The sequence below is a fragment of the Bradyrhizobium sp. AZCC 1588 genome (genome assembly GCF_036924735.1).
Classification (GTDB): domain Bacteria; phylum Pseudomonadota; class Alphaproteobacteria; order Rhizobiales; family Xanthobacteraceae; genus Bradyrhizobium.
Genome location: NZ_JAZHSC010000001.1, coordinates 4,229,910 through 4,254,121 on the forward strand (window position 1 = coordinate 4,229,910; position 24,212 = coordinate 4,254,121).

Annotated in this window: 21 protein-coding genes; 14 read left to right on the plus strand and 7 right to left on the minus strand. The window is 63.0% G+C overall.

Annotated features, from left to right (window positions below):
- Positions 1-45 precede the first annotated feature (45 nt).
- From V1277_RS19815 to V1277_RS19830, 4 genes are all read left to right on the plus strand, one after another.
- Positions 46-1,086, plus strand: coding sequence for a hypothetical protein (locus V1277_RS19815; protein ID WP_334417748.1), 1,041 nt, complete (start codon positions 46-48; stop codon positions 1,084-1,086).
- Positions 1,083-1,700 carry a hypothetical protein gene (locus V1277_RS19820; protein WP_334417749.1) on the plus strand — a complete coding sequence of 206 codons (618 nt, stop codon included), beginning with the start codon at positions 1,083-1,085 and terminating at the stop codon, positions 1,698-1,700. Before V1277_RS19815 ends, V1277_RS19820 begins: the two co-directional genes overlap by 4 nt.
- Entirely contained in the window at positions 1,660-2,298 is a 639-nt protein-coding gene (locus V1277_RS19825) for a hypothetical protein (RefSeq protein ID WP_334417750.1), read from the plus strand. The genes V1277_RS19820 and V1277_RS19825 overlap by 41 nt, the downstream gene beginning before the upstream one ends.
- 93 nt (positions 2,299-2,391) lie before the next feature.
- Positions 2,392-2,598: a hypothetical protein gene (locus V1277_RS19830; protein WP_334417751.1), complete on the plus strand. Its 207-nt coding sequence runs from the start codon at positions 2,392-2,394 to the stop codon at positions 2,596-2,598.
- Positions 2,599-2,826: 228 nt separating this feature from the next.
- Here V1277_RS19830 and V1277_RS19835 read toward each other — a convergent pair whose 3' ends face one another.
- Positions 2,827-3,678 (minus strand): SDR family NAD(P)-dependent oxidoreductase, encoded by an 852-nt coding sequence (locus tag V1277_RS19835; RefSeq protein WP_334417752.1) that lies wholly within the window; start codon positions 3,676-3,678, stop codon positions 2,827-2,829.
- A 183-nt stretch (positions 3,679-3,861) separates the two neighbouring features.
- On the opposite strand from V1277_RS19835, the gene V1277_RS19840 reads away from it, so the two are divergent.
- The 3 genes from V1277_RS19840 to V1277_RS19850 all read left to right on the plus strand — a co-directional run bounded on the left by V1277_RS19840 (position 3,862) and on the right by V1277_RS19850 (position 7,276).
- On the plus strand, positions 3,862-5,358 hold the full coding sequence (locus tag V1277_RS19840; RefSeq protein ID WP_334370297.1) for an aldehyde dehydrogenase family protein: 1,497 nt from the start codon (positions 3,862-3,864) through the stop codon (positions 5,356-5,358).
- A 160-nt stretch (positions 5,359-5,518) separates the two neighbouring features.
- Positions 5,519-6,643, plus strand: a complete 1,125-nt coding sequence (locus V1277_RS19845) for an alkene reductase (RefSeq protein WP_334417753.1) — start codon at positions 5,519-5,521, stop codon at positions 6,641-6,643.
- 117 nt (positions 6,644-6,760) lie between these two features.
- Complete coding sequence (locus V1277_RS19850) at positions 6,761-7,276, plus strand: GFA family protein (RefSeq protein ID WP_334417754.1); 516 nt, start codon at positions 6,761-6,763, stop codon at positions 7,274-7,276.
- 274 nt (positions 7,277-7,550) lie between these two features.
- Here V1277_RS19850 and V1277_RS19855 read toward each other — a convergent pair whose 3' ends face one another.
- Positions 7,551-8,489, minus strand: a complete 939-nt coding sequence (locus V1277_RS19855; RefSeq protein WP_334417755.1) for a LysR family transcriptional regulator — start codon at positions 8,487-8,489, stop codon at positions 7,551-7,553.
- Positions 8,490-8,797: 308 nt separating this feature from the next.
- Here V1277_RS19855 and V1277_RS19860 point away from each other — a divergent pair, with 308 nt between their 5' ends.
- From V1277_RS19860 to V1277_RS19870, 3 genes are all read left to right on the plus strand, one after another.
- On the plus strand, positions 8,798-9,766 hold the full coding sequence (locus tag V1277_RS19860; protein ID WP_334384053.1) for a Bug family tripartite tricarboxylate transporter substrate binding protein: 969 nt from the start codon (positions 8,798-8,800) through the stop codon (positions 9,764-9,766).
- A gap of 154 nt (positions 9,767-9,920) precedes the next feature.
- Positions 9,921-10,676 carry a class I SAM-dependent methyltransferase gene (locus V1277_RS19865; RefSeq protein WP_334420414.1) on the plus strand — a complete coding sequence of 252 codons (756 nt, stop codon included), beginning with the start codon at positions 9,921-9,923 and terminating at the stop codon, positions 10,674-10,676.
- 502 nt (positions 10,677-11,178) lie between these two features.
- A complete protein-coding gene (locus V1277_RS19870) occupies positions 11,179-12,843 on the plus strand; it encodes a thiamine pyrophosphate-binding protein (protein WP_334417756.1) in 1,665 nt (554 codons plus the stop codon).
- Between the two features lie 147 nt (positions 12,844-12,990).
- Here V1277_RS19870 and V1277_RS19875 read toward each other — a convergent pair whose 3' ends face one another.
- On the minus strand, positions 12,991-14,370 hold the full coding sequence (locus V1277_RS19875) for an LLM class flavin-dependent oxidoreductase (protein WP_334417757.1): 1,380 nt from the start codon (positions 14,368-14,370) through the stop codon (positions 12,991-12,993).
- Between the two features lie 184 nt (positions 14,371-14,554).
- Between V1277_RS19875 and V1277_RS19880 the strand changes: the two genes are divergently transcribed.
- On the plus strand, positions 14,555-15,940 hold the full coding sequence (locus V1277_RS19880) for a M20 family metallopeptidase (RefSeq protein WP_334417758.1): 1,386 nt from the start codon (positions 14,555-14,557) through the stop codon (positions 15,938-15,940).
- Between the two features lie 281 nt (positions 15,941-16,221).
- The gene (locus V1277_RS19885) at positions 16,222-17,022 is read left to right on the plus strand and encodes a protein-L-isoaspartate O-methyltransferase family protein (RefSeq protein ID WP_334417759.1); all 801 of its coding nucleotides are present in this window, start codon (positions 16,222-16,224) and stop codon (positions 17,020-17,022) included.
- Positions 17,023-17,058: 36 nt separating this feature from the next.
- Here the strand turns inward: V1277_RS19885 and V1277_RS19890 are convergent, their stop codons facing one another.
- The 4 genes from V1277_RS19890 to V1277_RS19905 form a co-directional block, all read right to left on the minus strand.
- On the minus strand, positions 17,059-18,567 hold the full coding sequence (locus V1277_RS19890; protein ID WP_334417760.1) for a tripartite tricarboxylate transporter permease: 1,509 nt from the start codon (positions 18,565-18,567) through the stop codon (positions 17,059-17,061).
- Between the two features lie 7 nt (positions 18,568-18,574).
- Complete coding sequence (locus tag V1277_RS19895) at positions 18,575-19,060, minus strand: tripartite tricarboxylate transporter TctB family protein (protein WP_334370285.1); 486 nt, start codon at positions 19,058-19,060, stop codon at positions 18,575-18,577.
- Between the two features lie 161 nt (positions 19,061-19,221).
- On the minus strand, positions 19,222-20,190 hold the full coding sequence (locus V1277_RS19900) for a Bug family tripartite tricarboxylate transporter substrate binding protein (protein ID WP_334417761.1): 969 nt from the start codon (positions 20,188-20,190) through the stop codon (positions 19,222-19,224).
- A gap of 271 nt (positions 20,191-20,461) precedes the next feature.
- On the minus strand, positions 20,462-21,721 hold the full coding sequence (locus V1277_RS19905) for an FAD-dependent oxidoreductase (RefSeq protein ID WP_334417762.1): 1,260 nt from the start codon (positions 21,719-21,721) through the stop codon (positions 20,462-20,464).
- 418 nt (positions 21,722-22,139) lie between these two features.
- Here V1277_RS19905 and V1277_RS19910 point away from each other — a divergent pair, with 418 nt between their 5' ends.
- A complete protein-coding gene (locus V1277_RS19910; protein ID WP_334417763.1) occupies positions 22,140-23,132 on the plus strand; it encodes a LysR family transcriptional regulator in 993 nt (330 codons plus the stop codon).
- A 43-nt stretch (positions 23,133-23,175) separates the two neighbouring features.
- Positions 23,176-24,087: an amino acid ABC transporter substrate-binding protein gene (locus tag V1277_RS19915; RefSeq protein WP_442894503.1), complete on the plus strand. Its 912-nt coding sequence runs from the start codon at positions 23,176-23,178 to the stop codon at positions 24,085-24,087.
- Positions 24,088-24,212: the final 125 nt, after the last annotated feature.

A 24,212-nucleotide genomic window follows, 5' to 3' on the forward strand; every position in this document is an offset into this window, starting at 1 on the left:
TAACGGACCCCGCGCACAGATCCGGACCGAGTGCGGGCAAGTGGTATGGTGTCTTTCTCAAGCGGCAATTCGGCGATTCGTCATGCTCTGGGGCGGGTTCGCTCCGCGGCCGGGCGCCTCGGCGGTTGTGCCGCCTTTTGGCTGAAGGCGCTGCGCCAGCCGACCATCGATCTCACCCTGCGCACCCATACCGGGCTGGTCACGCGAATCGTCGAAGCACCCGGCCTGTCGCTTTCCGAAATCGAACTCGACGAGCTGGTCTCGCAACTGCGGGTCGTGGCGGCCAAGACACTGCCGAAGGAGAGCCTCACCTACGGCATCTTCTCCGGCGAGCGCGAACGGCTGTCGCGCGCCATCGTCACGCTGATCTCGGAGGAAGCAACGGGCCGGCCGATTGCCTTCAACGCGCTGTCGGTCATGAAGGTCGAACTCGACGGCGAGCCGGTGGAGGTCACGCATCTCGGTCTGGTCATGGTCGATCCCGATGAGCGGGGGCAAGGGCTCTCCTGGGTGCTGTACGGCCTGACGGCGCTCGTCCTGTTTGCCCGCGACGGCCTGCGTCCAAAATGGATCTCGAACGTCACCCAGGTGCCATCGGTCGTCGGCATGGTCAGCCAGACCTTTTCGGATGTCTTTCCGTCGCCCCATCCGGACTCGCGCCAGAGCTTTGCGCACCTGCAACTGGCGCGCGGCATCATGTCCCGTCATCGCGCCGTGTTCGGCGTAGGTGAGGAAGCCGGCTTCGATGAGGCGCGCTTTGTCATCACCAATGCCTATACCGGCGGATCGGACGCGCTAAAGAAAACCTTCGAAGCCGCGCCGAAACATCGCGACGAGCAATATAACGCCTGGTGCGCGCGCGAGCTCGATTACGCCAGGGGCGACGACGTTCTTCAGCTAGGCCGCATCGATCTCGCCGGCGCCCGCCGCTACATCCAGCGGGATGTGCCGGCCGGTTCACTGCCGGCGCTGCTCGCAGCCTCCGCCGTGCTGGCGTTGCAGCGGCTGATATTGCCGGCGGTTTACTGGCTCGACGATACGCGTCCGTTCGGCAGCTTGCGGCCGTGGCGAGGGAACGGCCGATGACACCGGGTGAAATGACATCTGGCATGATCGCCGATTCCATCGTCAATCTCTGCGGCGCGATCGGGCTTGGCGTCGCCATGATCACGCTCCACCGGCGCGATCCGACGGGCCCGCTGACGCGGCGTCTTCTGGTCGCGCTTGGCATTATCGCGTCATTGTTCCTGGTGCGTGGCACCGCGTGGTGGATCGGCAGCGTGGTGCTCAACAACCTGTCGGCGATTCCGGCCGCGCTGATCCCGCTCGGCGCATTGATCGTCACCGAAGGTATCCTGCGGCGTCATGCCCCGCGCCCGGCCAAGATCGCGCTTCTGAGTGGCGGTATCGCGCTCGGTCTCGCCGGCGCTGCCGGGTTGGAAACCCTCGCGACGCCCGCCGCCATCCTGCTCGCGTTGTTTCAGCTTGCTGGATTTGCCATCTGCGCCTGGTTGCTGGCGACCCGCGACCGCGCCACACTGATGGTATCGGAGAATCGTATCGTTGGCCGTCTCGCCGTCGGCGCGATCCTGGTCATTCCCTTCATCATCACCGATTTCAGGGTGCTGTTTCCGGATATCCCGGTCAGGCTGGGGGCATTTGGGAGCATTGCTCGTCGTTACCGCGATATTGATCGCTGAACGCGGCGCCGAGACGCAGCGTCAGGCGTTGATGATGACGGCATTGCGGCTGTCGAGTTCGGCGCTTCTCGGTATTGCCGCAGCGTTTGTCGCGCCGGACGCCGATGCGGCGCAGGTCATGCGATTTTGCGCGATTGCGATCGCGGGCGTTCTCACCATCGCCCTGATGGTGGACGCGCTGCGCGCCCATTTCGAATCCCAGGTGCCCGGTGTTCTCAACTCCGTCGCGGCCTCGCCAGCCAGAACGCGCGACGCGCTGATCGCGGAACTCGCGCGTCATCCGATCTTCGAGAGTGCCCGGCGTCATCGGGAGAGCGAACTCTCCACCTACGATCCGCAACTGCTGCGTGATTTTCTCTCGACCCGGCGGGTACTGCGCCGGCCCGATGCGCCGTGGGGCCTGACATCGTCCGATCCGGCCGTCGAACGCGTGGTGTCGCTGCTGGCGGCCAACAGCGCAACGCACCTCATCGTGCTATCGCACGATCCGGTCGACGTCATCACACTGGCGGTTCCCGTGATTTCAGCCGACCCGGCCACCGAAACCGCGCTGGCCCTGCTGCGGCGCCTGCTGGCGCTGACGCCGGAGGCGACGTGATATTCAGTCACGAGATTTTTCACTCGCGAGGTGCGAAATGCATCGTGACTGTGATAAGACGCCGCCGTATTGGGTTCATGACGGGGCAGGCCAATGTCGAAGCAAGCGATGCGTGAGGAGGCCGAACGCCTGATCCGCGAGACGATGGAAAAGAAAACCATCGTCGTCAAGCAAGGACAGACCAGGATCGAGGCGGTCTGCGGCAAATGCGGCGCGCCGAACCGCGTCCAGGCCGAGAAGGGCGCGACCCGCGTCAAATACGCCTGCAAGCAATGCGGCGACAAGCAGGTAACGCTGTAGCGCTCGGTTTGTAGGGTGGGCAAAGGAGCATAGCGACGTGCCCACCATTTTAATGCCGCGCTCGCGATGGTGGGCATGCTTCTTCCTTCTCCCCTTGTGGGAGAAGGTGGCGCGAAGCGCCGGATGAGGGGTTCTCTCCGCGTGCACGATTCGCGGAGAGAACCCCTCACCCGTCTCGAATGAGCTTCGCTCATTCGATCCACCCTCTCCCACAAGGGGAGAGGGTACTCATTGCCCCTTCACAAATCTCGCGAACGCCTCCGCATAATCCGGATGCCAGCGCGACAGTGCGGGGCGGTTCTCTACGATGTCGCCGATCGCCCACAGCATGCGCCGCTCGTCGAGCGGCCGTGGCACGTCGTTGTCCGGACAGAGGATGTAGAAGTCGCCGGCGTCGATGCGTTCGATCATGAAATCGATCGTCTGCTCCGGCGTCCAGGCGCCGGGCGGCTTCTCGGTGCGGCCGCGCGCGGTCAGGGGAGTAAAGACGTGACCGGGGATCATCAGATGCGCGCTGATCTTGCAGCCCGGCAGGTTCCGCAATTCGTGCTGCAGCGCTTCTGTCTGCGCTTTCACGCCGGCCTTCGAGACGTTGTAGGCGGGATTGCCGGGCGGCGTCGTGATGCCTTGCTTGGAGCCGGTGTTGATCACGAGGCCGGGCCGTCCGCGTTCGACCATGTGAGGTACGAAAACTTGCGTGCCGTGAATGATGCCCCACAGGTTCACCGCGAGAATACGCTGCCAGTTCTCCAGCGGACCAAAACTGTTGCTGTCGGGGCCAATGCCGGCATTGTTCATCAGGATGTCGGTACCGCCGAACCGTTTTTGCACCGCGGCTTCCAGGCCCGCAACCTCATCGAAGCGGCTGACGTCGACCGATGCCGTCATGATGTCGGCCGCGCCGCCTTTGGCGACGGCTGCCAGTCTGGCCGCGGCCTCGGCGAGGCGCTCGGCGCCGATGTCGGCGATGCACATCTTCATGCCGAAGCCGGCGAAACGCATCGCGGCGGCGAGCCCGATGCCGGAGGCGCCCCCCGTGATCACGGCAACATGATTTGGCGACATCGCGGGATGGGGCATCGTCATTCTCCGGGCAGATGAGCTATGTGTTCGCAGGCAGACGCCTAGACTACCATGTACGAACGGGCATGGGAGGTTTTCGCATCGGCTGCTTTCCGCAATCCTTCGGCCGCATTAAGTTTCATGCCACGGTTATAGATGTGCAACATAGCTGCGACCAACCGACTTCAAGGGAGTGTAAACATGGCAGTCACGCAGGCAATTCCGATCACGCGCCATCCTTACGCGGATGGTTCCTACAAGAGGATGCTGATCGACGGCCAGTGGGTCGACGCCGCCTCCGGCAAGCAGTTCGAGACCCACAATCCGGCGACCGGCGAATTGCTGGCGACCGTCGCCGAAGGTGACGCGGAGGACATCAACCGCGCCGTGGCGGCGGCCCGCCGCGCCTTCGAAGGACCGTGGAGCAAGGTCAGGCCGTATGAGCGGCAAGGCCTGTTGCTGAAGCTCGCCGATCTCGTCGAGAAGAATTTCGAGGAGCTGTCGCAGCTCGATACGATGGACATGGGCGCGCCGATCAGCCGCACCCGCGGCAACAAACTGCGCGTGCTCGGCATGCTCCGCTATTACGCCGGGCAGGCCACGGCGCTGCACGGCGAGACCATCGAGAACTCGTTGCCCGGCGATATCTTCTCTTACACGTTGAAGGAGCCAGTCGGGGTGGTCGGGGCGATCATTCCCTGGAACGGTCCGCTCGCTGCGACCGTCTGGAAGATCGGTCCCGCGATCGCAACCGGCTGCACCGTCGTGTTGAAGCCCGCCGAGGAGGCGCCGCTGACCTCGCTGCGGCTCGCCGAGCTCTGCATGGAAGCCGGCGTCCCGCCTGGCGTCGTCAACGTCGTGCCCGGCTACGGCGAGACCGCCGGCGCGGCGCTCGCTTCGCATCCCGATGTCGACAAGGTCGCCTTCACCGGCTCTCACGTCACGGGACAGTCGATCATCCGCGCCTCCGCCGGCAACCTCAAGCGCGTGTCGCTCGAGCTCGGCGGCAAGTCGCCCGATATCGTGTTCGCCGATGCCGACCTCGACGCGGCGGTGCCGGGCGCCGCAATGGCCGTGTTCGCCAATTCCGGGCAGATCTGCAGCGCGGGTACGCGGCTGTTCGTCGAAGAGAAAGTCTATGACGAATTCGTCGGCCGCGTCGCCGAATTTGGCAAGAAGCTGCAGGTCGGCAACGGCCTCGATCCGGGCACGCAGATCGGGCCGTTGGTCTCACAGCAGCAGATGGACCGCGTCGCTGGTTACCTTGACATCGGCCAGAAGGAAGGCGCCAAAGCAGTGGCCGGCGGCGGCCGACTGACCGAAGGCGCGCTCTCGAAGGGCTTCTTCGTGCAGCCGACCGTGTTCGCCAACGTGCAGGACAATATGCGGATCGCGCAGGAGGAAATCTTCGGCCCGGTGATCTCGGCGATTTCCTTCAAGGATACCGACGAGCTGGTCAAGCGCGCCAATGCCACCACCTTCGGCTTGGGCTCAGGCGTCTGGACCACCAATGTCAGCAAGGCGCACCAGGTCGCGAAGGCGCTGCGCGCCGGCTCGGTCTGGGTGAACTGCTATCAGGCGATGGACCCGGCCGTGCCGTTCGGCGGCTACAAGATGAGCGGCTACGGCCGCGAGTCCGGCAAGCAGCACGTCGAGGAATATCTCAACGTCAAGGCGGTCTGGATCAAGACGGCCTGAGACATTCTCGGGTCGGCGGATGCGATGGCGGCGGCTTCGGCCGCCGTTGTCCTGGATGATGTGCTCGCTCGCCTCGAGGCTACACGTTGCGTCCGAAACCTTTTACGAACAAGCTGAAGCGGTTACATATCCGTATCGACCCCGGGGTTCTGGAAGAGACATGAATTATCCATCGTTGTTTTCGCCGCTCAAGGTCGGCCCCTATCGGCTCAATCATCGTCTCGCGTTGGCGCCGTTGACGCGGATGCGAGCCGCGAAGCCGAGCCTCGCGCCGCGGCCGCTGAATGCGGAATATTATGCGCAGCGCGCGACGCCGGGCGGATTGCTCATCGCCGAAGCCTCGCCCGTGATGGCGACGGGCTTCGGCAGCCCCGGCGTTCCCGGCATCTATACGGAAGCGCAGATCGAAGGCTGGCGCGAGGTGGTCGATGCGGTTCACGCCAAGGGCGGAATCATTTTCCTGCAGCTCTGGCATGTCGGGCGCGTCTCGCATTCCTCCTTCCAGCCGGGCGGTGTGTTGCCGGTCGCGCCATCGGCGGTGCCGATCGCCGACCTGAAGACGGGCACGGCAGACGGCAAGGCGGTGCCCTACGAGACGCCGCGCGCGCTTGAGACGTCGGAAATTCCCGGCGTGATCGACGCCTATCGTCTGGCCGCGAAGAACGCGCTTGCCGCCGGCTTCGACGGCGTCGAGGTGCACGGCGCCAACGGCTACCTGATCGAGCAGTTCCTGCAGTCGCACACCAACCTGCGCACCGATCAATATGGCGGCTCGATCCCGAACCGCGTGCGCTTCCTGATGGAGGTGACCAAGGCCGTGGTCGAGGTATGGGGAGCCGACCGCGTCGGCGTGCGGCTGTCGCCCTATGGTGTCGCCAACGGCAGCGGCGAGCCGGACCCGATGCCGCTTTACACTTATGCTGTTGAACAGCTCAATCCGCTTGGCCTCGCCTACCTGCATTTCATCGAGCCGCGCTCCTCCGGCGCCGGCCGCGCCGAGGTCAATCACCAGAACGTGCCGTCGGCGATGGTACTGTTTCGCCCGATCTGGAAGGGCGTGCTGATCACGGCCGGCGGCTTCGCCGGCGAGACCGCCGATGCGGCGATCAGGGATGGCCATGCCGACGCGGTCGCTTTCGGCCGCATCTTCATTTCGAATCCGGACCTGCCGCGCAGGCTGCAGCGCGGCTTCCCACTGACGCCCTATAACCGCGCGACGTTCTACGGCGGCGATGTGACAGGCTATACGGATTATCCGGAGCATAACGAGCTGGAGCAGGCGTGAAGCCCCGCTGTCATTGCGAGCGAAGCGAAGCAATCCATAGAGCGGCATAACGGATAGGTGGATTGCTTCGTCGCTTTCGCTCCTCGCAATGACGAAACGTGAGGACAGAGGCCGACAATGTTTCCTGAACCGGAGCTGGAAGAAAAAAAGAAAACCAAGGCCGTCTCACTCGGCAAACCCGCCGCGGGCCAATGCCTGTGCGGCAAGGTCGCCTTCGAGATCGACGTGCCGGCGCGCTGGGCCTGGCACGATCATTCGCCGGCCAGTCGCCGCGCGCATGGCGCGGCCTACGCGACCTATGTCGGAAGCTGGCGCAAGCGTTTTCGTATTACCAAGGGCAAGGCCAGTCTCACACGGTACGAAGACGAGGCCACCAAAACGGTACGCAGTTTTTGCTCCAGTTGCGGCACGCCTGTCGTCTATGAGCGTCCGCGCTCGCCGCACATGGTCAACATCCCCCGCGCGCTGTTCTCCGGCCGCACCGGCCGCCAGCCGCTCTATCACATCGCGATCGAGGAATTGCAGGAATGGGCCTACACCGGCGAGCCCTTGGTGCCGCTGAAGGGATATCCCGGCGTGGTCTGGCAGCGCTCGAAAAAGAAGAAGCGGACGGATCGTGAAGGGATGTTCTAGAGCGTGGACCCACTACGCGCAGCCAGCCATAGCCGGATGGACGCGACTTGGACGAAGGCGATAAGGGGCTTGAATCACGGCAAGACAGTCCGGCTCAATGTGGCCCGCCAAGGAGCGGGTCGGACGCTATGCACCCGAAAGCGGACCTATTATGCTCACCCTGAGCTTTGTCGTTCTTGACCCTTCTCGGACCATGATGCGTGCCTTTTGAAGACATAACGTCACGCGGGGATCACGGGGTACGGTTAAAAATTCGACCACGAAACTGTTGACGTTAGCGCGCACGAAGACCCACGGAGCGATTGGTCTTGGTAGGCTTTGTGACAGGGAAGACGGTGTGGATGTAGCGGGCCAGGTGTTCGCAAAAAGTGAGGGCGTACGGCGGAAGTGGACGGCGCCTGTCCCACTGAACCGCAACGCGTTCTCGAATGGGCTTGCCCCCGTGCGTTATTCGGGCGACGCGCACTTTGTAGCGATCAGTTCGCTGAAGGGATGGGACGATCGCCACACCTTGCCCAGCCTCTGCCAAGGTCAATAGCGTATGCGATGCGCGGCTCTCCAGCATTACCTTGGGATGGACTTTTGCCAGGCGGCAAGCCGCCTCGAACAGGCGGCGGACGGAATAGCCCGACGGTAACAGGAGCGGGTATGAGATAAGCCGCTCGATCGTTACGACACCGGCTTTGCCGAGTTCGACGGATGCAGCACTGACAGCCAACACATCCGCGGACTGTAGGACGCGCGTCTCGAAGCGAGGATCATCACCTGGGTCAATTCTGATGCCGACATGAGCTTCACCGCGCTCGAGTAGGGCGGCTTGCTCAGGCCCAAGGGCCTCAGTCAATTCGACATGAACCTGCGGAAAGCTCTCAGCATACCGCGGTAGAAACCCGGATAGCACGCTTTCAATCGTGTGCGGCGGGGCTAAGACTTTCAGCCTGCCGCTGTCGCCGCGCCGAAGCGCCGCTGCCCGCTCGTGCACGCTGTTGAGGTCGGTTAGGACGCGCCGACAATCCACGAGGAGCTGCTCGCCTTGGGCCGTTAGAACCAAGCGGCGTCCTACACGATCAAAGAGACGTAGCTCGAGCTCCTGCTGAAGATCGCTGATTTGGCGCGACAGCGCGGGCTGCCCAATGCGCAGGTGCACCGCCGCTTTGGACACCGTGCCAAGTTCGGCAATGGTAACAAAAGTTTTCAGGCGCCTCAGATCCATGGTGGCATTTCTATTCCGCGGCGGCATGCTTTACTAGCACAATTATGCATTGGACGAGCGTTCGGTCCGGCGGCAGTGTTCACACAGCTTGGAAGATGGCTCACGCATGCCACTGACCGCTGAGCGACGCACTAGGTGGGAACCGCGCAGCCGAGGAGAGAGGAACCAAGCGACGTCACATGCCGTCAAAGCTCGTGAACCTTCAGCGGCGGCGAGCAATCAATCGTCGTCCTGGCCTTGCTGAGCGATAATGCATTGATCTTTCAACATGCCCCCGAAGGTGAAACCACAAGCGAAGGAGAAAGCCGATGTGCATAAAACAGCTTTTGTTCGCGAGCCTGACATGCGCTGCCGCCTTTGCGACAACCGCTCAAGCGCAGTATCCCGAGCGCGCCATAAAGATCGTCGTCCCGCAAGCCCCCGGCAGCGCCACAGACAATGGCGCACGCATTCTCGCGCAGGAGCTGTCAAAGGAGCTCGGCCAATCTATCATCATCGAGAACCGGCCAGGCGGCGCTTTCGTCATCGGCAATGACGCGGTCGCAAAGGCGCAGCCCGACGGCTACACGCTGCTGTTCGCCAGTATCGGTGCGTTCGCGATCGCGCAGCATATGGTCGCCAAGCCGCCTTACGATATCGAGCGCGACTTCCAGCCTATCGCGCTAGTCACGACCGGGCACCTCCTGCTTGCTGTCGCGCCCTCGCTGCCGATCCACAGCGTCGTCGAACTGGTCGAGTACGCCAAGAAGAACCCCGGCAAGCTTTCGAACGCGTCGTCGGGCAGCGGTTCGCCGGGCCATGTCAGCGGCGAGCTATTCAAATTCATGAGCGGCACCGACATCGTGCACGTGCCCTACAAGGGCGGGACCGCCGCCATCACGGACCTCATTGCGGGGCGCGTCGATCTCATGTTCGAGAGCCTCACGTCCATCGCGCCGCATGCCAGGCAGAAGGCTATCCGGGCGTTGGGCGTCACCGGTCCGAAGCGTTCGGCCGGCTTCCCCGAGCTGCCGACGATCGCCGAGGCCGGCGTTCCCGGTTATGAAGCGCCGATATGGTTTGGCGTCGCGGCACCAGCCGGCACGCCTCGCCCGATCGCCGATAAACTCAACGCGGCCATCAACCGTGCAATCCAATCTGACTTCTTCAAAGCGCGCTATGAGCAAATCGGCGACGAGCCGGCTGGCGGGACGCCAGAGGAGTTCGCAGCGCTCATCAAGAAGGAATCGGCGAAATGGGCCGATGTCGTGAAGCGCTCCGGCGCGAAATTGGAGTAGGCGCTTATCACAGCGGACGCATGCCAAAACGAATGCCATTGAAGAGGTTGGATGATGCTCACAGCCAAGAGCGTAGTCCGCCTGAACTACGGAAAAGCGGTGAACAATGCCCTCGAACTTTGTGGCGCGCGATCCGGAGGCTTATGACTCTTACATGGGACGGTGGAGCAAACGACTTGCTTCAGATTTCCTTGACTTCGCGGGGCTCGTTGAGGGTGGGGCGGTTCTGGACGTAGGCTGTGGGACCGGAAGTTTGACCTTCGAAATCGCCGCCCGGCGAAAAGCCGCATCGATCGATGCTTTGGACTATGCGTCGGAATTTGTGGAGGCGCTAAACACCCGGAAGGGAGCAGCATCGATCAATGTACGACAAGGCGATGCGATGGCTTTGCCATACGAATCGGCTCAATTCGAAATGGCCTTATCTCTTCTGGTTCTTCACTTCGTGCCCGACGCGGTCAGAGCCATTTCTGAGATGGTTCGTGTTGTGAAGCGGGGCGGTATCGTTGCCGCAGCGGTCTGGGATACTTTCGGAGGAATGCCAAGCCGGCGAATGTTCTGGGACACGGTTGCAGCGATCCATCCGCCGGCGGAGCAGCGAAGGTCAGGTCTACTGATCCGTCCGATGACACGGCCGAATGAGCTGCAGACCGCCTTCCAGCATGCTGGCCTCTCGGACGTGGCTGCGACACTACTCACTATTCGGATGGACTTCGAGAACTTTGAAGACTTTTGGATCCCGGCTGTTTTCGGCCAAGGGACCCACAGTGAGTTCTTGGCTGGTTTGCCTGAGCCGACACGGCGGCAGATCCAGTCAAGCGTCAGGGCAGCTTATCTGGCCGGCCTTCCGGACGGCCCGCGCAGTTTTGCAAGTAGTGCCTGGGCCGTTCGAGGAATGGTAACGCGATGACAAACCCTAGTGAACGGAAACTCGGTGCGGATTGCAGCCCGATTGCGCCCGCTCCTTGTCGATGCTGGCGGGGCCGGAGCACGGCCGGGCCATTCCATTAGAGCGGAATTTCTGCGCACCCGCGTATGTCGGCTTGTGGCCCCTTCTGCGACATCGGGCTATGTCCGCTATTCCGCCGCTGTTGAGCGTTGAGCGGACATCAGTCAGTCGCTTAATAAGTGCACGGCCTAGAGCGGGATGAGGCCGTGACGACGGACCATCTCGTGCTTCGGAGGCAAGCGGCCTGAGTGCTGCGAGCCGGGTCCCGTTCTACTTTGCATGGGGTTGTTTTCGCGATTTTGTGTCCGGGTCCCGCAGTGTACCACTGCCGCGCTACAGGGCGTCCGGGACACGGAAAATGTCTGTGCAGAGCAGCCATGACCGCGCTCCATTGCTTACACGCGTCAAGTTTGGTCATCTGTTTCCTCCCCGCACTTCATCGAAGCGGCGGGCGGGAGGAAAAATGAAAAACAAGATCACCGGCCGTTCGGCATTCCTGGCGCTGCTGAAGGACGAGGGCGTTACGCATCTGTTCGGCAATCCCGGCACCACCGAACTTCCGATCATGCACGCGCTGAAGGACCATCCCGACCTCACCTATGTGATGGCGATGCAGGAAAGCCTGGTTGTCGCGATGGCCGACGGCTTCAGCCGCGCCTCCGGCAAGCTCGTCGCCTGCAACGTCCATGTCGCGCCCGGCCTCGGCAACGCGATGGGCTCGCTCTACAACGCCAGCTTCACCGGCACGCCGCTGATCCTGACGGCCGGCCAGCAGGAGCAGGGCCACGGCCTGACGGAGCCGGTGCTCTACGGTCCGCTGGTGCAGATGGCCGCGCCGCTGGTGAAATGGGCGGTGGAGGTGACGCGGCTGGAGGATCTGCCGCGCATCGTGCGCCGCGCCGCCAAGATCGCGACCACGCCACCGACGGGGCCAGTGTTCATCTCGCTGCCGGGCGACATCCTCAACTCCGAGGCCGGCATCGAGCTTGGCCGCTCGACCCGCGTCGATACGCGCGTCAAACCATCGGACGAATCGTTGCAGGCGCTCACGGCGCGGATTCTCAAGGCAGAGCGGCCGGTGATCATTGTTGGCGACGAGATCGTGAAAAGCGATGCGCTGCAGGAGGCCGCTCAACTCGCGGAAACGCTGGGTTGCCCAGCCTACCAGTCGCCGACGCCCTATGGCGCCCATTTCCTGTCGGAAAGCCCGTGCTTCATGGGTGCGCTGGCGCGCATCCAGAAGATCGCCCGTGACGCGCTGTCGCCGTACGATCTCATCATCGCGCTCGGCGGCGATCCCTTGCGGATGTCGGTCTACAGCGAAGTCGATCCGTTGCCGGACGGGCTGTCGATCGTGCAGATCGGCCTGGTCGATAACGATCTCGCCAGGAATTATGGCGCGGAAATCGCGCTCAAGGCCGATGTGCGGGAAACCTTGCGCGCTTTGGTGCCGGCACTCAAGGCCGCCGGCGGCAGCGCGCTCCAGGCACGCGCGAGCCAAGGATTGGACGCACTCGCCTCGAAGAACTGGACGGCGCGGCGCAAGCCGCTGATCGAACAGATTGCGAAACATGCCAAGACTTTACCAATAGATCCGGACTGGCTGGCGCTGCAGGTGGTCGAGGCGATGCCCGACAACGCCATTCTGGTCGACGAGGGATTGACGTCGTCGCGGCAGATCATCGCGCTGCGTCCGCACCGCGACCGCTACGGCTATCACGCGCTCGCCTCCGGCGGCATCGGCTGGGGACTGCCGGCGTCTGTCGGCGTCAGCCTCGCCAATCCGCAGCGGCCAGTGGTCTGTTATTCCGGCGACGGCAGCTCGATGTACTCGATCCAGTCGCTGTGGACGGCCGCAAACCACAAGCTGCCGCTGACGTTCGTCATCGTCAACAATGGCGGCTACCGCATCATCAAGCAACGGCTGCTCGCCTTCCACGGCGACGATCATTACGTCGGCATGGATTTTGTGGATCCCCCGGTGGATTTTGCCGGCGTGGCGAAATCGCTTGGTCTGGAGGCGACGAAGGTGACCGATCCTTCTCAATTGAAGTCCGTATTGTCGTCGGCCTTCAGCCGCCCCGGCGCGAAGCTGATCGAGGTGATGGTGAGTAACGCGGTGAATTGAGCCGTCATTGCGAAATCGTAGGGTGGCAAAGCCAACGGGTCGCGCGAACGCGCGCCCGATGACAGGCTCCGCGTGCCCACCATTCAGAAGCGCGATGTGGATAAATGGTGGGCACGGCGCAAAGTGCGCCTTTGTCCACCCTACGAGTTACCCCGCCGCTACATGCGGGCGAAATCTCGCCGCCGGATGCTGCTCCGTCAGCCGCGCGCGCCCCGCACCGAACAACTTCTCTCGCAGCGTTCCCTTCGCATATTCGCTCTTGTACCGTCCTCGCCTTGTCAATTCAGGCACCAGCATGTCGGCGATATCCTCGAAATCGCCGGGCGAGGTGGCGAACGCGACGTTGAGGCCATCGACGTCGGTCTGCTCGAACCAGGCCTCGATATCGTCGGCAACCTTCTCGGGCGCGCCGACCACGACCGGTCCGGCGCCGCCGATGCCGACATGCTCGACAACTTCGCGCACGGTCCAGACCCGGTCGGGATCGGCGCGCGTGACGTTGTCGAGCGCGGTGCGGCCGGCGTCGTTCTGGACGTGACGCACTTCCTGGTCGAGGTCGTAGCTCGAGAAATCGACGCCCATCCAGCCCGACATCAAGGCCAGCGCGCCCTCAGTCGCGATGTGCGCCCGATAGTCCGCGTACTTCGCCTTTGCCTCGGCCTCGGTGCGGCCGAGAATGATGGTCATCATGGAGAACATCAAGATTTCAGCCGGGGTGCGTCCGATCTCCTGCGCCAGCGCGCGGATCGCGGCCACCCGCGGCCCGATGATCTTGGCCGACGGTCCCGACATGAACACGCATTCGGCATGCTGGGCCGCGAACTTTCGACCGCGCGGGGAGGTGCCGGCCTGGTACAGCACCGGCGTCCGCTGCGGTGACGGCTCGCTAAGATGGATGGCGTTGAGCCGGTAGTTACGGCCCTCGTGCTGGATGCGATGCACTTTGGAAGGATCGGCAAAAATCCCGCGCGCGCGGTCGCGCAGCACGGCCTCGTCCTCCCAGCTTCCTTCCCAGAGCTTGTACACCAGCTCCATATATTCGTCAGCGATGTCGTAGCGGTCGTCATGCGCGGTCTGCTTGTCCTTGCCGGCGCCGCGGGCAGCGCTGTCGAGATAGCCGGTCACCACGTTCCAGCCGACGCGTCCCTCCGTGAGATGATCGAGCGTCGACATTCTCCGCGCAAACGGGTAGGGCGGCTCGAAAGAGAGATTGCTGGTGACGCCGAAGCCGAGATTCTGCGTCACCGCCGCCATCGCCGGGATCAGCATCAGCGGCTCGTTGGCCGGCGTCTGTGCAGCATTGCGCAGGGCAGCGTCCGGGCTGTTGCCGAAGACGTCGTAGACACCAAGCACGTCGGCGAGAAACAGCCCGTCGAACCGGCCGCGCTCCAGTGTCTTTGCCAGATCGAGCCAATAGGGCAGGCGGTTGTAGTCCAGCGTGCGGTCGCGCGGATGGGTCCAAAGCCCCGGCGATTGATGCGCCACGCAGTTCATGGCGAAGGCGTTGAGCCGGATTTGTTTTGTCATGACGCGAACCTCGCAGCGCGCAGTTCCCTCGCGCATTTGCCCGGTTAAACGCCGGGCTGTTGCCTGAAATTGTTGCATCCTCGCTGCGTTTAGCAAGGCCCATTCGACAGGCCCTGCCTCTTCCAGCGGGCGGCTTATCCCGATAGGTTGCGGCCCAACACGTTTGCGAACAAAGGAAAGAAATATGGCTGATAGAGCCGACGCGGTTGCGCGGGTACGCGAGCATCTTCATTCCGGCGCGTTTCTCGCCGAGCTCGGCCGCAGGGTTGGATATCGGACCGAAAGCCAGAATCCCGGCAGCGGCGAGGCGTTGCGCGCCTATCTCGTCGACGACCTCCAGCCGGCCTTTGCCGCGCTCGACTTTTCCACCCGCTTGATCGAATCGCCGACCGGCAAGGGGCCGTATCTGCTGGCGGATTATCGTGAGGATCCCTCGCTGCCGACCGTGCTTACTTATGGCCATGGCGACGTCGTCGACGGCATGGAAGGCGAATGGCGCGACAATCTCGATCCGTGGCAGGTCACGACCAAGGGCGAGCGCGTCTATGGCCGCGGCACCGCCGACAACAAGGGCCAGCACAGTATCAACCTCGCGGCATTGCGCGCCGTACGCGAGACCCGCGGCGGCAAGCTTGGCTTCAATGCCAAATTCATTATCGAGACCGGCGAGGAGATCGGCTCGCCCGATCTGCGGCAGGTGTGCGAAGCCCATCGCGAGGAACTGAAAGCCGATCTGTTCCTGGCGTCCGACGGGCCGCGGCTCTCGGCCGATCGGCCCACGATCTTCCTCGGCTGCCGCGGCGGCAATCGCATCCATCTCGATGTCAATTTGCGCGAAGGCGGCCACCATTCGGGCAACTGGGGCGGCGTGCTCGCCAATCCCGCGACGATCCTTTGCAACGCCATTGGCAGCCTCGTCGACGGCAAGGGGCGGATGAAGCTCGACGCGCTCAAACCGCCGCGGATCTCGAATGCCGTCCGCGCGGCGCTTGCGGATGTGAAGATCGAGCCGACCGCGGACGAACCGGCGTTGGCGCCCGACTGGGGCGAGGAGGGGCTATCGCCTGCTGAGCGGCTGTTTGCCTGGAATACGCTGGAGGTGCTGGCGATGTCGTCGGGCAGTATCGAGAAGCCAGCCAACGCCATTCCCGGACGCGCCAATGCCGTGCTGCAGCTTCGTTTCGTCGTCGGCACCAAATATGAAGAGGTCATCGACGCCGTGCGCGCGCACCTGCACGCCAACGGCTTTCCGATGGTGGAAGTCTGCGGCACGCAACGTTTCGCCGCCTCACGCACCGATGTCGACAGCCCCTGGGTGAACTGGACCGCGAACTCGATCAGGGAGACCACCGGCAAGTCGCCGGCGATCCTGCCGAACTTTGGCGGCTCGCTGCCGAATGACGTGTTCGCCGAGGGACTTGGCCTGCCGACAATCTGGGTGCCGCATTCCTACCCTGGCTGCTCGCAGCATGCGCCGGACGAGCACATCCTGCTGCCGGTGACCGAAGAGGCGCTCGCCATCATGGCCGGCCTGTTCTGGGACCTTGGCGAGATGAAGCGCAAGGCTTGAACGAAAATGCCTCACCTGGCGTCATGGCCGGGCTCGTCCCGGCCATCCACGCCCTTGCGCGGGATGACAAAGAACGTGGACGCCCCGGGACAAGCCCGGGTGCATCACGAACAGATAGGCCACAGCTCAATCCGGGCGAGCAGGAGTGTGATGAGGCTACAGCGGCTGCATCCTTGATGTGCTACGCTGGCCGCTCATCCCATGGTTGAGAGGCCCTGATGTCCGATTCTGTAGAAGTCCAGCGCCGACACTATGCAGAAGACCTCTGGTTTGTCGCCGATATGCGCTCAGCCGCGGTGAAGGCGGCCTTTGCGGCCGTGCCGCGTGAGGGGTTCGTCGGCCCCGGGCCTTGGCGGATCAAAAGCTTCTGGAACATGGCGGACTATCGAACCACACCCGATGACGATCCATGTCACGTCTATCATGATGTGCTGATCGCGCTCGACGAAAGCCGCAGCCTCAACAACGGCCAGCCCAGCCTTTGGGCTTTCGTGTTCGACAAGCTTGATGTCGCGGCCAACGAACATGTGGTGCATCTCGGTTGCGGCACGGGCTATTACACTGCGATCCTGGCCGAGCTGGTCGGTCGTGATGGCGCCGTGGAGGCGATCGAAATCGAGCCGCGACTTGCGGAGCTGGCGCGTGCGGCCCTCGCACCATGGCCGCAGGTCATGGTCGCGAATGGCGACGGCACCGGTCATCCTCTCACGCCCGCGGACGTGATCGTCGCCAGTGCTGGAGCGACGCATCCGCTTCCGGCCTGGCTGGACGCATTGAAGCCCGGCGGACGCCTATTGTTTCCCATGACACCAGCTGAAGGTTTCGGCGGCATGTTGCTGGTCACGCGCCTCCGCGCTGACAAGTTCAGCGCGCGGTTCTTGTGTCAGGTTCTATTCTATGAATTCGCGGGTGCACGCGATGCTGAGGTGAGTAAGCGGCTCGCTGAAGCGTTGTCGCGTGATCGCGGCGCCGGCGTCAAGTCGCTGCGCAGCGACCCTCATGAACAAGAGGAGAATTGCTGGCTACACGAGGATGGTTGGTGCCTATCATGCCGCGAAGCGGCGGAACAAGCGGGCGACTAGCAGCAGGGACACGGGGCGCGGCACTGCTCCGGCCCCTCACACCTCTTCATCCAGCGCCACCAGCTCTCGCTTCTTGCGAAGTGACGGCAGCAACGGCGCGACCAGCAGCACGACTGCACACAGAAGGCAGGCGGCCGAGATCGGCCGCTCGACGAACGTCATCAGATTGCCCTGGGAGAGGATCAGCGACTTGCGCAGATTGTTCTCCAGCATCGGTCCCAGCACGAAGGCCAGCACCAATGGCGCCGGCTCGTAGCCGAGCTTGCGCATGAAATAGCCGATAATGCCGAACGCGATCATCACATAGACGTCGAACACGTTGTTGCTTGAGCAATAGACGCCGATGATGGTGAACAGGATGATCAGCGGGAACAGAATGTTGTAGGGCAGTTTGAGGAGCTGGACCCACATGCCGATCATCGGCAGGTTTAGCACCAGCAGCATCAAATTGCCGATATACATGCTGGCGACGATGCCCCAGAACAGACCCGGGTTCTGCGTGATCATCAAGGGACCGGGCTGCAGGCCGTGAATGACGAAGGCGCCGAGCAACAGCGCCATCACCACATTCGGCGGAATGCCGAGCGTCATCAGCGGAATGAAGGCGCCGCCGGCGGCCGCGTTGTTGGCGGCTTCGGGTCCCGCCACGCCCTCGATCGCGCCGTTGCCAAAGCGCTCCGGTGTCTTGGACAGCCGCTTTTCCAGAGCATAGGACGCAAAGGAAGAGATCACCGCGCCGCCGCCCGGCAGGATGCCGAGAAGGAATCCCATAATCGTTCCGCGCGACATCGGGCCCGCGCTGGCCTTCCAATCTGCTTTGCTCGGCAGCAGGTGCGTGATCTTCGTGTTGATGATGTCGCGCTTGATGATTTGTTCAGTGTTGAGCAGCACCTCCGCGACGCCGAACAGGCCCATGACAACCGGGACGAGGCCAATGCCGTCGATTAGCTCGATCCGGCCGAAGGTCAGGCGCGGCTGCGCGGTGATGCTGTCGAGACCGATCAGGCCGAGCACAACGCCGGTGCAAGCCATCAGCAGCGCCTTCGCCATCGAGCCCTGCGTCAGGAAAGTGAGCACCACGACGCCGAGCACCATCAGGCTGAAATATTCAGCCGGTCCGAACGCGATCGCGACGCTGGCAAGCTTCGGCGCCACCAGCATCAGCGCGATCAGCGCGAAGGTGCCGGCGATGAACGAGCCGAACGCGGCGATGCCGAGCGCTGGACCGGCGCGGCCTTGTTTCGCCATCTGGTGCCCGTCAATACAGGTGACGACGGAAGCGGCCTCGCCGGGAATGTTGACCAGGATCGAGGTGGTCGAGCCGCCATACATCGAGCCGTAATAGATGCCGGCCATCATGATAATGCCGGATTCTGGCGTCCCAGACAGCGTGATCGGCAGCAAGAGCGACATCGCCGAGATCGGGCCGATGCCGGGCAGCACGCCGACCAGCGTTCCGATAAAGACGCCGATGAAACAATAGATCAGATTGATTGGCTGAAGGGCGACGCCGAAGCCATGCGCGACGTTGATGAGCGTGTCCATGGTGCGATCAGCCGATTTCGAAGATGCCCGAGGGCAATTGGATCAGCAGCAGGCGCTTAAGGATCCACCACATGCCGAGCGGCACCAACAGAGCGATTGGAATGGTCAATTGCCAGCGCACCGGATCGACCAGCCGCAACAGCAGCACCATCAGTGGGATCGACGACAGCAGGAAGCCAAGCGGATTGAGCGCAAAGGCGAACGCGGCGAGGCAGGCGATGACGATCACCGGCTTTGTCCAGCGCGCATTCTGCCAACGCGAACCGAAGGTCGGCCCGCCCTCGGTGAGCGCCGCGACGATAATCGCTGCAGCGAACAGGCACATCAGGATGCCGGTATAGAACAGGACGTAGCCCGACCCGGGATCGTTGATGGTGCCGAGCTTGAGCTTGAGCCCGGACCAGATCACGAAGCCGCCGAGCGCGAGCCCGATCAGCCCGCCCCACAGTTCGGAATTGTTGAGGCGGAATTTGACGTTGGCGTTGTCGTTCATCTGTCTCTTTCAGCCGTTCCCCGGACGCGGCGCAGCACGAAGTGGTGCGCCGCAGAGCCGGGGCCCATATGTTTGCGGGCGTTTGCGGGCGCAGTGGGTCCCGGCTCTGCGGAGCAACGCAAACGCGCTGCACCGCGTCCGGGACACGTGCTAGGCAACAATTAGTTCGTCTTCTTCGCCAGACCGAGCTTGTCGACCACCTTGCGCTCTGACTCGGTAACCTCGACGACGAACTTCTTGTAGTCCTCAGTGCTCTTGTAACTGGGCACCATGTCGAATTTCGCCAGCGTCGCGATCACGGCCGGATCGTCCAGCGCCTTCTTGAAGGCGTCGTGCAGCTTGGCGACGATCTTCGGGTCCATGCCTTTCGGTCCGGCGATGCCGAATGGCGAGTCATAGACCATGGGATAGCCGAGCTCCTTCAGCGTCGGCACGTCGGGATAATTCGGCGAACGCGCCGAGGTCCACACCATCAGAAGCCGCAGCTTGCCGGCGTCGACCAAGGGGCGCCAGCCGGTCGAGTCCGCCTGCAGCATGGTGTGCTGTCCCAGCACCGCAGCGTTGGTTTCCGCGCCGCCCTTGAAAGGCACCTGGGTGAGCTTGATGCCGGCCATGGACGCGATCTGCTCCATGCCGATATGCAGCGATGTGCCGGCGCCCGGCGTCGCATAGGTCACCTTGCCGGGATTCTGCTTGGCGTAGTCGACAACGTCCTTCCACGTCTTGAAGGGCGACTCGGCGCTGGTGGTAACGCCGAACGTGTAGCCGGTGAGGTGGACGATATAGGTGAAGTCCTTGTCCGGATTCCACGAAACTTCCTGCATCAGGGGCAGGCGGAACACGGTGATCGGAATCTGCGCGATGGTGTAGCCGTCTGGCTTGGCGCCTGCCGCCATCGTGGCGGGCCCAACGGTGCCGGAGCCACCGGCCTTATTGTCGATCGCGATCGGCTGTCCCAGCACCTTGGAAGCGCTTTCGGCGATCGCGCGCATCGAGATGTCGGTCGAACCGCCCGCCGGCCACGGGACGATCAGCGTAATCGGCTTGGTGGGATATTCTTGCGCGCCGGCGGCTGCGGATATCAGCATGAAGGCAGCAATGGCGGTCGCCAAATGGCTACGTCTGAACATATGCAACACTCCCCTGCAGCTTCTCTTGACACGAGGGCCGCTTGTTTCTTCCCGGGCTCGATCATCCCTGAAATCGCCGAGGAAGAAAAGCGTGTTGGCGGCTTGGGGGCTCGCGCCGTCCGCGTCGCAACAAGCTGGAAATGACGCCAGCGACAATCGGTCTGCCGCGGCATCCCGGATTACGGAATTTGGCCGCCGCCGCACCATGCGAATTCGGGCAGTCACGACTAGTCTGGATTGTCGGCCCGCTCGTTCGCAACGTCACCGCTCGTTAAGCAGCGCGGCGCAGGGCAAACGCTCCGGTCGCGGTGACCGAGGGCTTGCAACCGATCAAGTCCGCCGTCAGCCGCGCGCTGCCGCACGCCAGCGTCCAGCCGAGCATACCGTGTCCTGAATTGATGAAGAGGCCGTCAAGCGGCGACCAGCCTATGATCGGCCGGCTGTCTGGCGTCATGGGACGAAGCGCGCACCAGGGCTCGATGTCGCCGGCTGCGTCGATCCCAAGCAGCTCGGCGCAGGCGCGTCGCAGGACTTCGACGCGTCCTGCGTCGATCGTGGTGTCGCTTTCGAGATCGGCGATGCCGGCAACCCGTATGGCTGTGTGCCCGTCGCGCAGGAGCGGCGCACATACCAGCTTGCGTTCCATATGCGTGATGCTGTGCCGAAGAAGGGGCGCCTCCGGCGCCGGTGAAAGCGTGATGCTGTAGCCTTTGAGCGGATAGATCGGCAGATAGAATCCGCACGCCTTCGCAAAAGCGCCCGATGCCGCGCCCATGCACAAAACGAATTGGTCCGCCTGCACATGTCCCTTGCCGGTGTCGACGGCGACCAGCCGGCCGCCCGAACGGACCGGCCCGGCAACTTCGGTACCGAGTACCCATTCGACGTTGCGTCGCTGTCGCAGGCGGAACGTCAGTCCTGCGCAAAAGGCCGCGCAATCGCCGACCTGCTCGGAGGCCGTGAAGATGCCGCCCGCGAATTCGTGCGCGTCAAGTCTGAGCGCAGGCTCCAGCGCCAGGCATTCCGCCGGCGTCAACACCTGTTGGCCGTCCTCGCCGGCTTTCGCGGTGACCGCGCGTCGCGCGATATCGAACTCGTTCCGGCTTCGGAACACCACCAGCTTGCCGGCCGTTCGCAATCCGAATGAGAGCATCAGGCTTTGCGTCAGCCGCGCCAGCTCGCTCCGGCTCAAGGCGGCGAGCGCAAGTTGCGCTGCAATGGTCTCGCGCACGGCTGCCGGCCGGCAGGCGAGCAGGAAGCGCGCGCCCCAGGGAATCAAGGCCGGATCGAGGCCAGCGCGGATGCGCATCGGCGAAGTCGACGACAGCAGCAGCGACGGCAGCTTCCTGAGTGTTGCCGGAGACGCCAGCGGCGCCACGAACGCGTAAGAGAGCTGGCCGCCATTGGCGGCGCTGGCATCTTTCGCGGTGGAGGCATGCCGGTCGACTATGATGACGTCGTGCCCGGCCTCAGTGAGGCACCATGCGGTCGTCAGTCCAATGACACCGGCGCCCAGTACGCAGATTTTCATTTCGAGGTCTCATCTTGGTGATCATCCGATCGAGGCGTGAGAATCGATCGGACGAAGGGGTGTTGCTCACCAGGTTTAAGGCCACCGAACGCCGCCCTTGATGCCAAGTCTGCATGATGCAAAATTTGCATAACCTGCCGGGGGCGTGGCAGGCTAAGGAAGATGCGATCATGGGCGAATGTCGAACGGCTGACATGAACGGGCGAGATTTGACGGGGACTGCCGCAGAAGCGAAGGCGAGCCGAGGCGATGCAAAGCTTGCATTGGTCATCCCGGGCGGCGACCCGCTACGTTTACCGGCATGGAGCTTCACATTTGCTATCGAGAACCGGCGCCGGTTTGCGTCCGCAGCCACGCGTTGCCCCAGAGCGGCTATCGTGGCGGCGACGCCGCGATCGCTTGCAATGCGGGGGGCTTGATGGAGCTTCGCTGGCTTCAGGATTTCCTGATGGTGGCCGAGACCGGCAATTTCACCCGCGCCGCCGAAAAACGAAACACGTCGCAGGCCGCGTTCAGCCGACGGATCAAATCGCTCGAAGCCTGGCTCGGTTTCGACCTGATCGACCGCAGCGTGTACCCGACGCAGCTCACGCCGCAAGGCGAGCGCTTTCGCGAGCATGCCGGCGAGTTGCTGCGGCAGATGCTCGACAGCCGCGTCGAGCTTGGCGGCAAGCCGCTTCACCGCAACGAACATATCCGCATCGCCCTGCCGTTCGCGATGGCCACCGCGCGGCTGCCGCATTGGTGGCAAGCCTGGTCACAGGAGCGGCGGCTGAGCTGCTCGGTGGTCGTCGGCAACATCCACGATCTCGTCACCTCGCTGGTCTCCGACAACGTGGACCTGATGATCTGCTACCACCACGCCCAGCAGCCGATCCATCTCGATCCGGATCGCTACGAACGCGTCACCCTCGGCACCGAATTCTTGCGGCCCTACGCCAGCGAGGCGCTGGTGGCGAAGGGCGGCGCGTCGCTGCCCGGCCGGGCGTCGCATCCGGTCCCCCTTTTGATGTATTCGCCCGGCGTCTATTTCGCCCGGCTGGTCGATCTCATCCTGGAGACCGCCCCCATTTTCGGCGTGCGGGTCATTGAAAGCGACATGTCCGACGTGCTGTGCGGGATGGCGTTCAGCGGACGCGGTGTGGCTTGGTTAACGGAGGGGACTGTGGCGGCTTCCGGCCGGAAGCGGCTGGTCCCGATCGGCGGCGACAAATGGGCGTTGCCTTTGTCTTTAGTCGCATTCAGGGGCCGAATGCATGATGGCCAACGGGCGCTAAATCTGTTTTGGTCCGAATTGTGCAGGCATAGTGCCGGGCACGCCGGAGGCGGTCTTGCCAAGGATCTTGCCAAGGGTCTTGCCAAGAAAGGCTCGAGACCGCCGGCCAAACGGCCCGGCAAGTTGCTGAGTTAGGGTGGATGAGCAATCATCTGAAACCTTTGGAGGGAGAAGTTACGTGAAACACCATCATATTATCGGTTGTCTGGTCGCGGGTGCGTTGTGCGCCGGACCGGCAACGGCCCAGGAGCTCACCGGGACGCTGAAGAACATCAAGGATACCGGCGCCATCACGCTCGGCTACCGCGACTCGTCGATTCCGTTCTCCTATCTCGACGACAACCAGAAGCCGATCGGCTACGCCATGGACATCTGCTACAAGATCGTCGATGCCGTGAAGAAAGAGCTCAAGCTCGACAAGCTCGAGGTCAAGCTCAACCCGGTGACGTCGTCGACCCGTATCCCGCTGCTCGCCAACGGCACGATCGATCTCGAATGCGGCTCGACCACGAACAATGTCGAGCGCCAGAAGCAGATTTCCTACACCAACACCCACTTCCTGACCGCCAGCCGCTACGTCACCAAGAAGGCGAGCAAGATCAATTCGATCGACGATCTGAAGGGCAAGCCGGTGGTCTCTACTGCCGGCACCACCAATATCAAGCAGCTCACCGAAGCGAACGCGGCGCGCAGCCTCAACATCAACATCATCCCGGCCAAGGACCACGCCGAGGCATTCCTGATGGTCGAGACCGATCGCGCCGTAGCCTTCGTGATGGACGACATCCTGCTCGCGAGCCTGGTTGCCGGCTCGAAGGCGCCGGGCGATTACCTCATCTCCAAGGATGCTTTCTCCAAGCCCGAGCCCTACGGCATCATGCTGCGCAAGGACGATCCGGCCTTCAAGAAGGTGGTCGATGCGGCGACGGCGGCGGTCTATACGGGCGGCGAGGGCCAGAAGATTTACGACAAGTGGTTTACGCAGAAGATCCCGCCCAAGGGGCTGAACCTCAACACGCCGATCAGCGCCGAGCTGAAGAACGAATTCGCCAAACCGTCGGACTCGCCGGATCCGGATTCGTATAAGTAAAAGTAGACCCTCATCCTTCGAGACGCCCCGCAGTGCGGGGCTCCTCAGGATGAGGAACTTCCAGCAAGATAGTCCGGCCATTTTGCAATAGAAATGGCCGGACATTTGCATAAGCGTTAGCGATC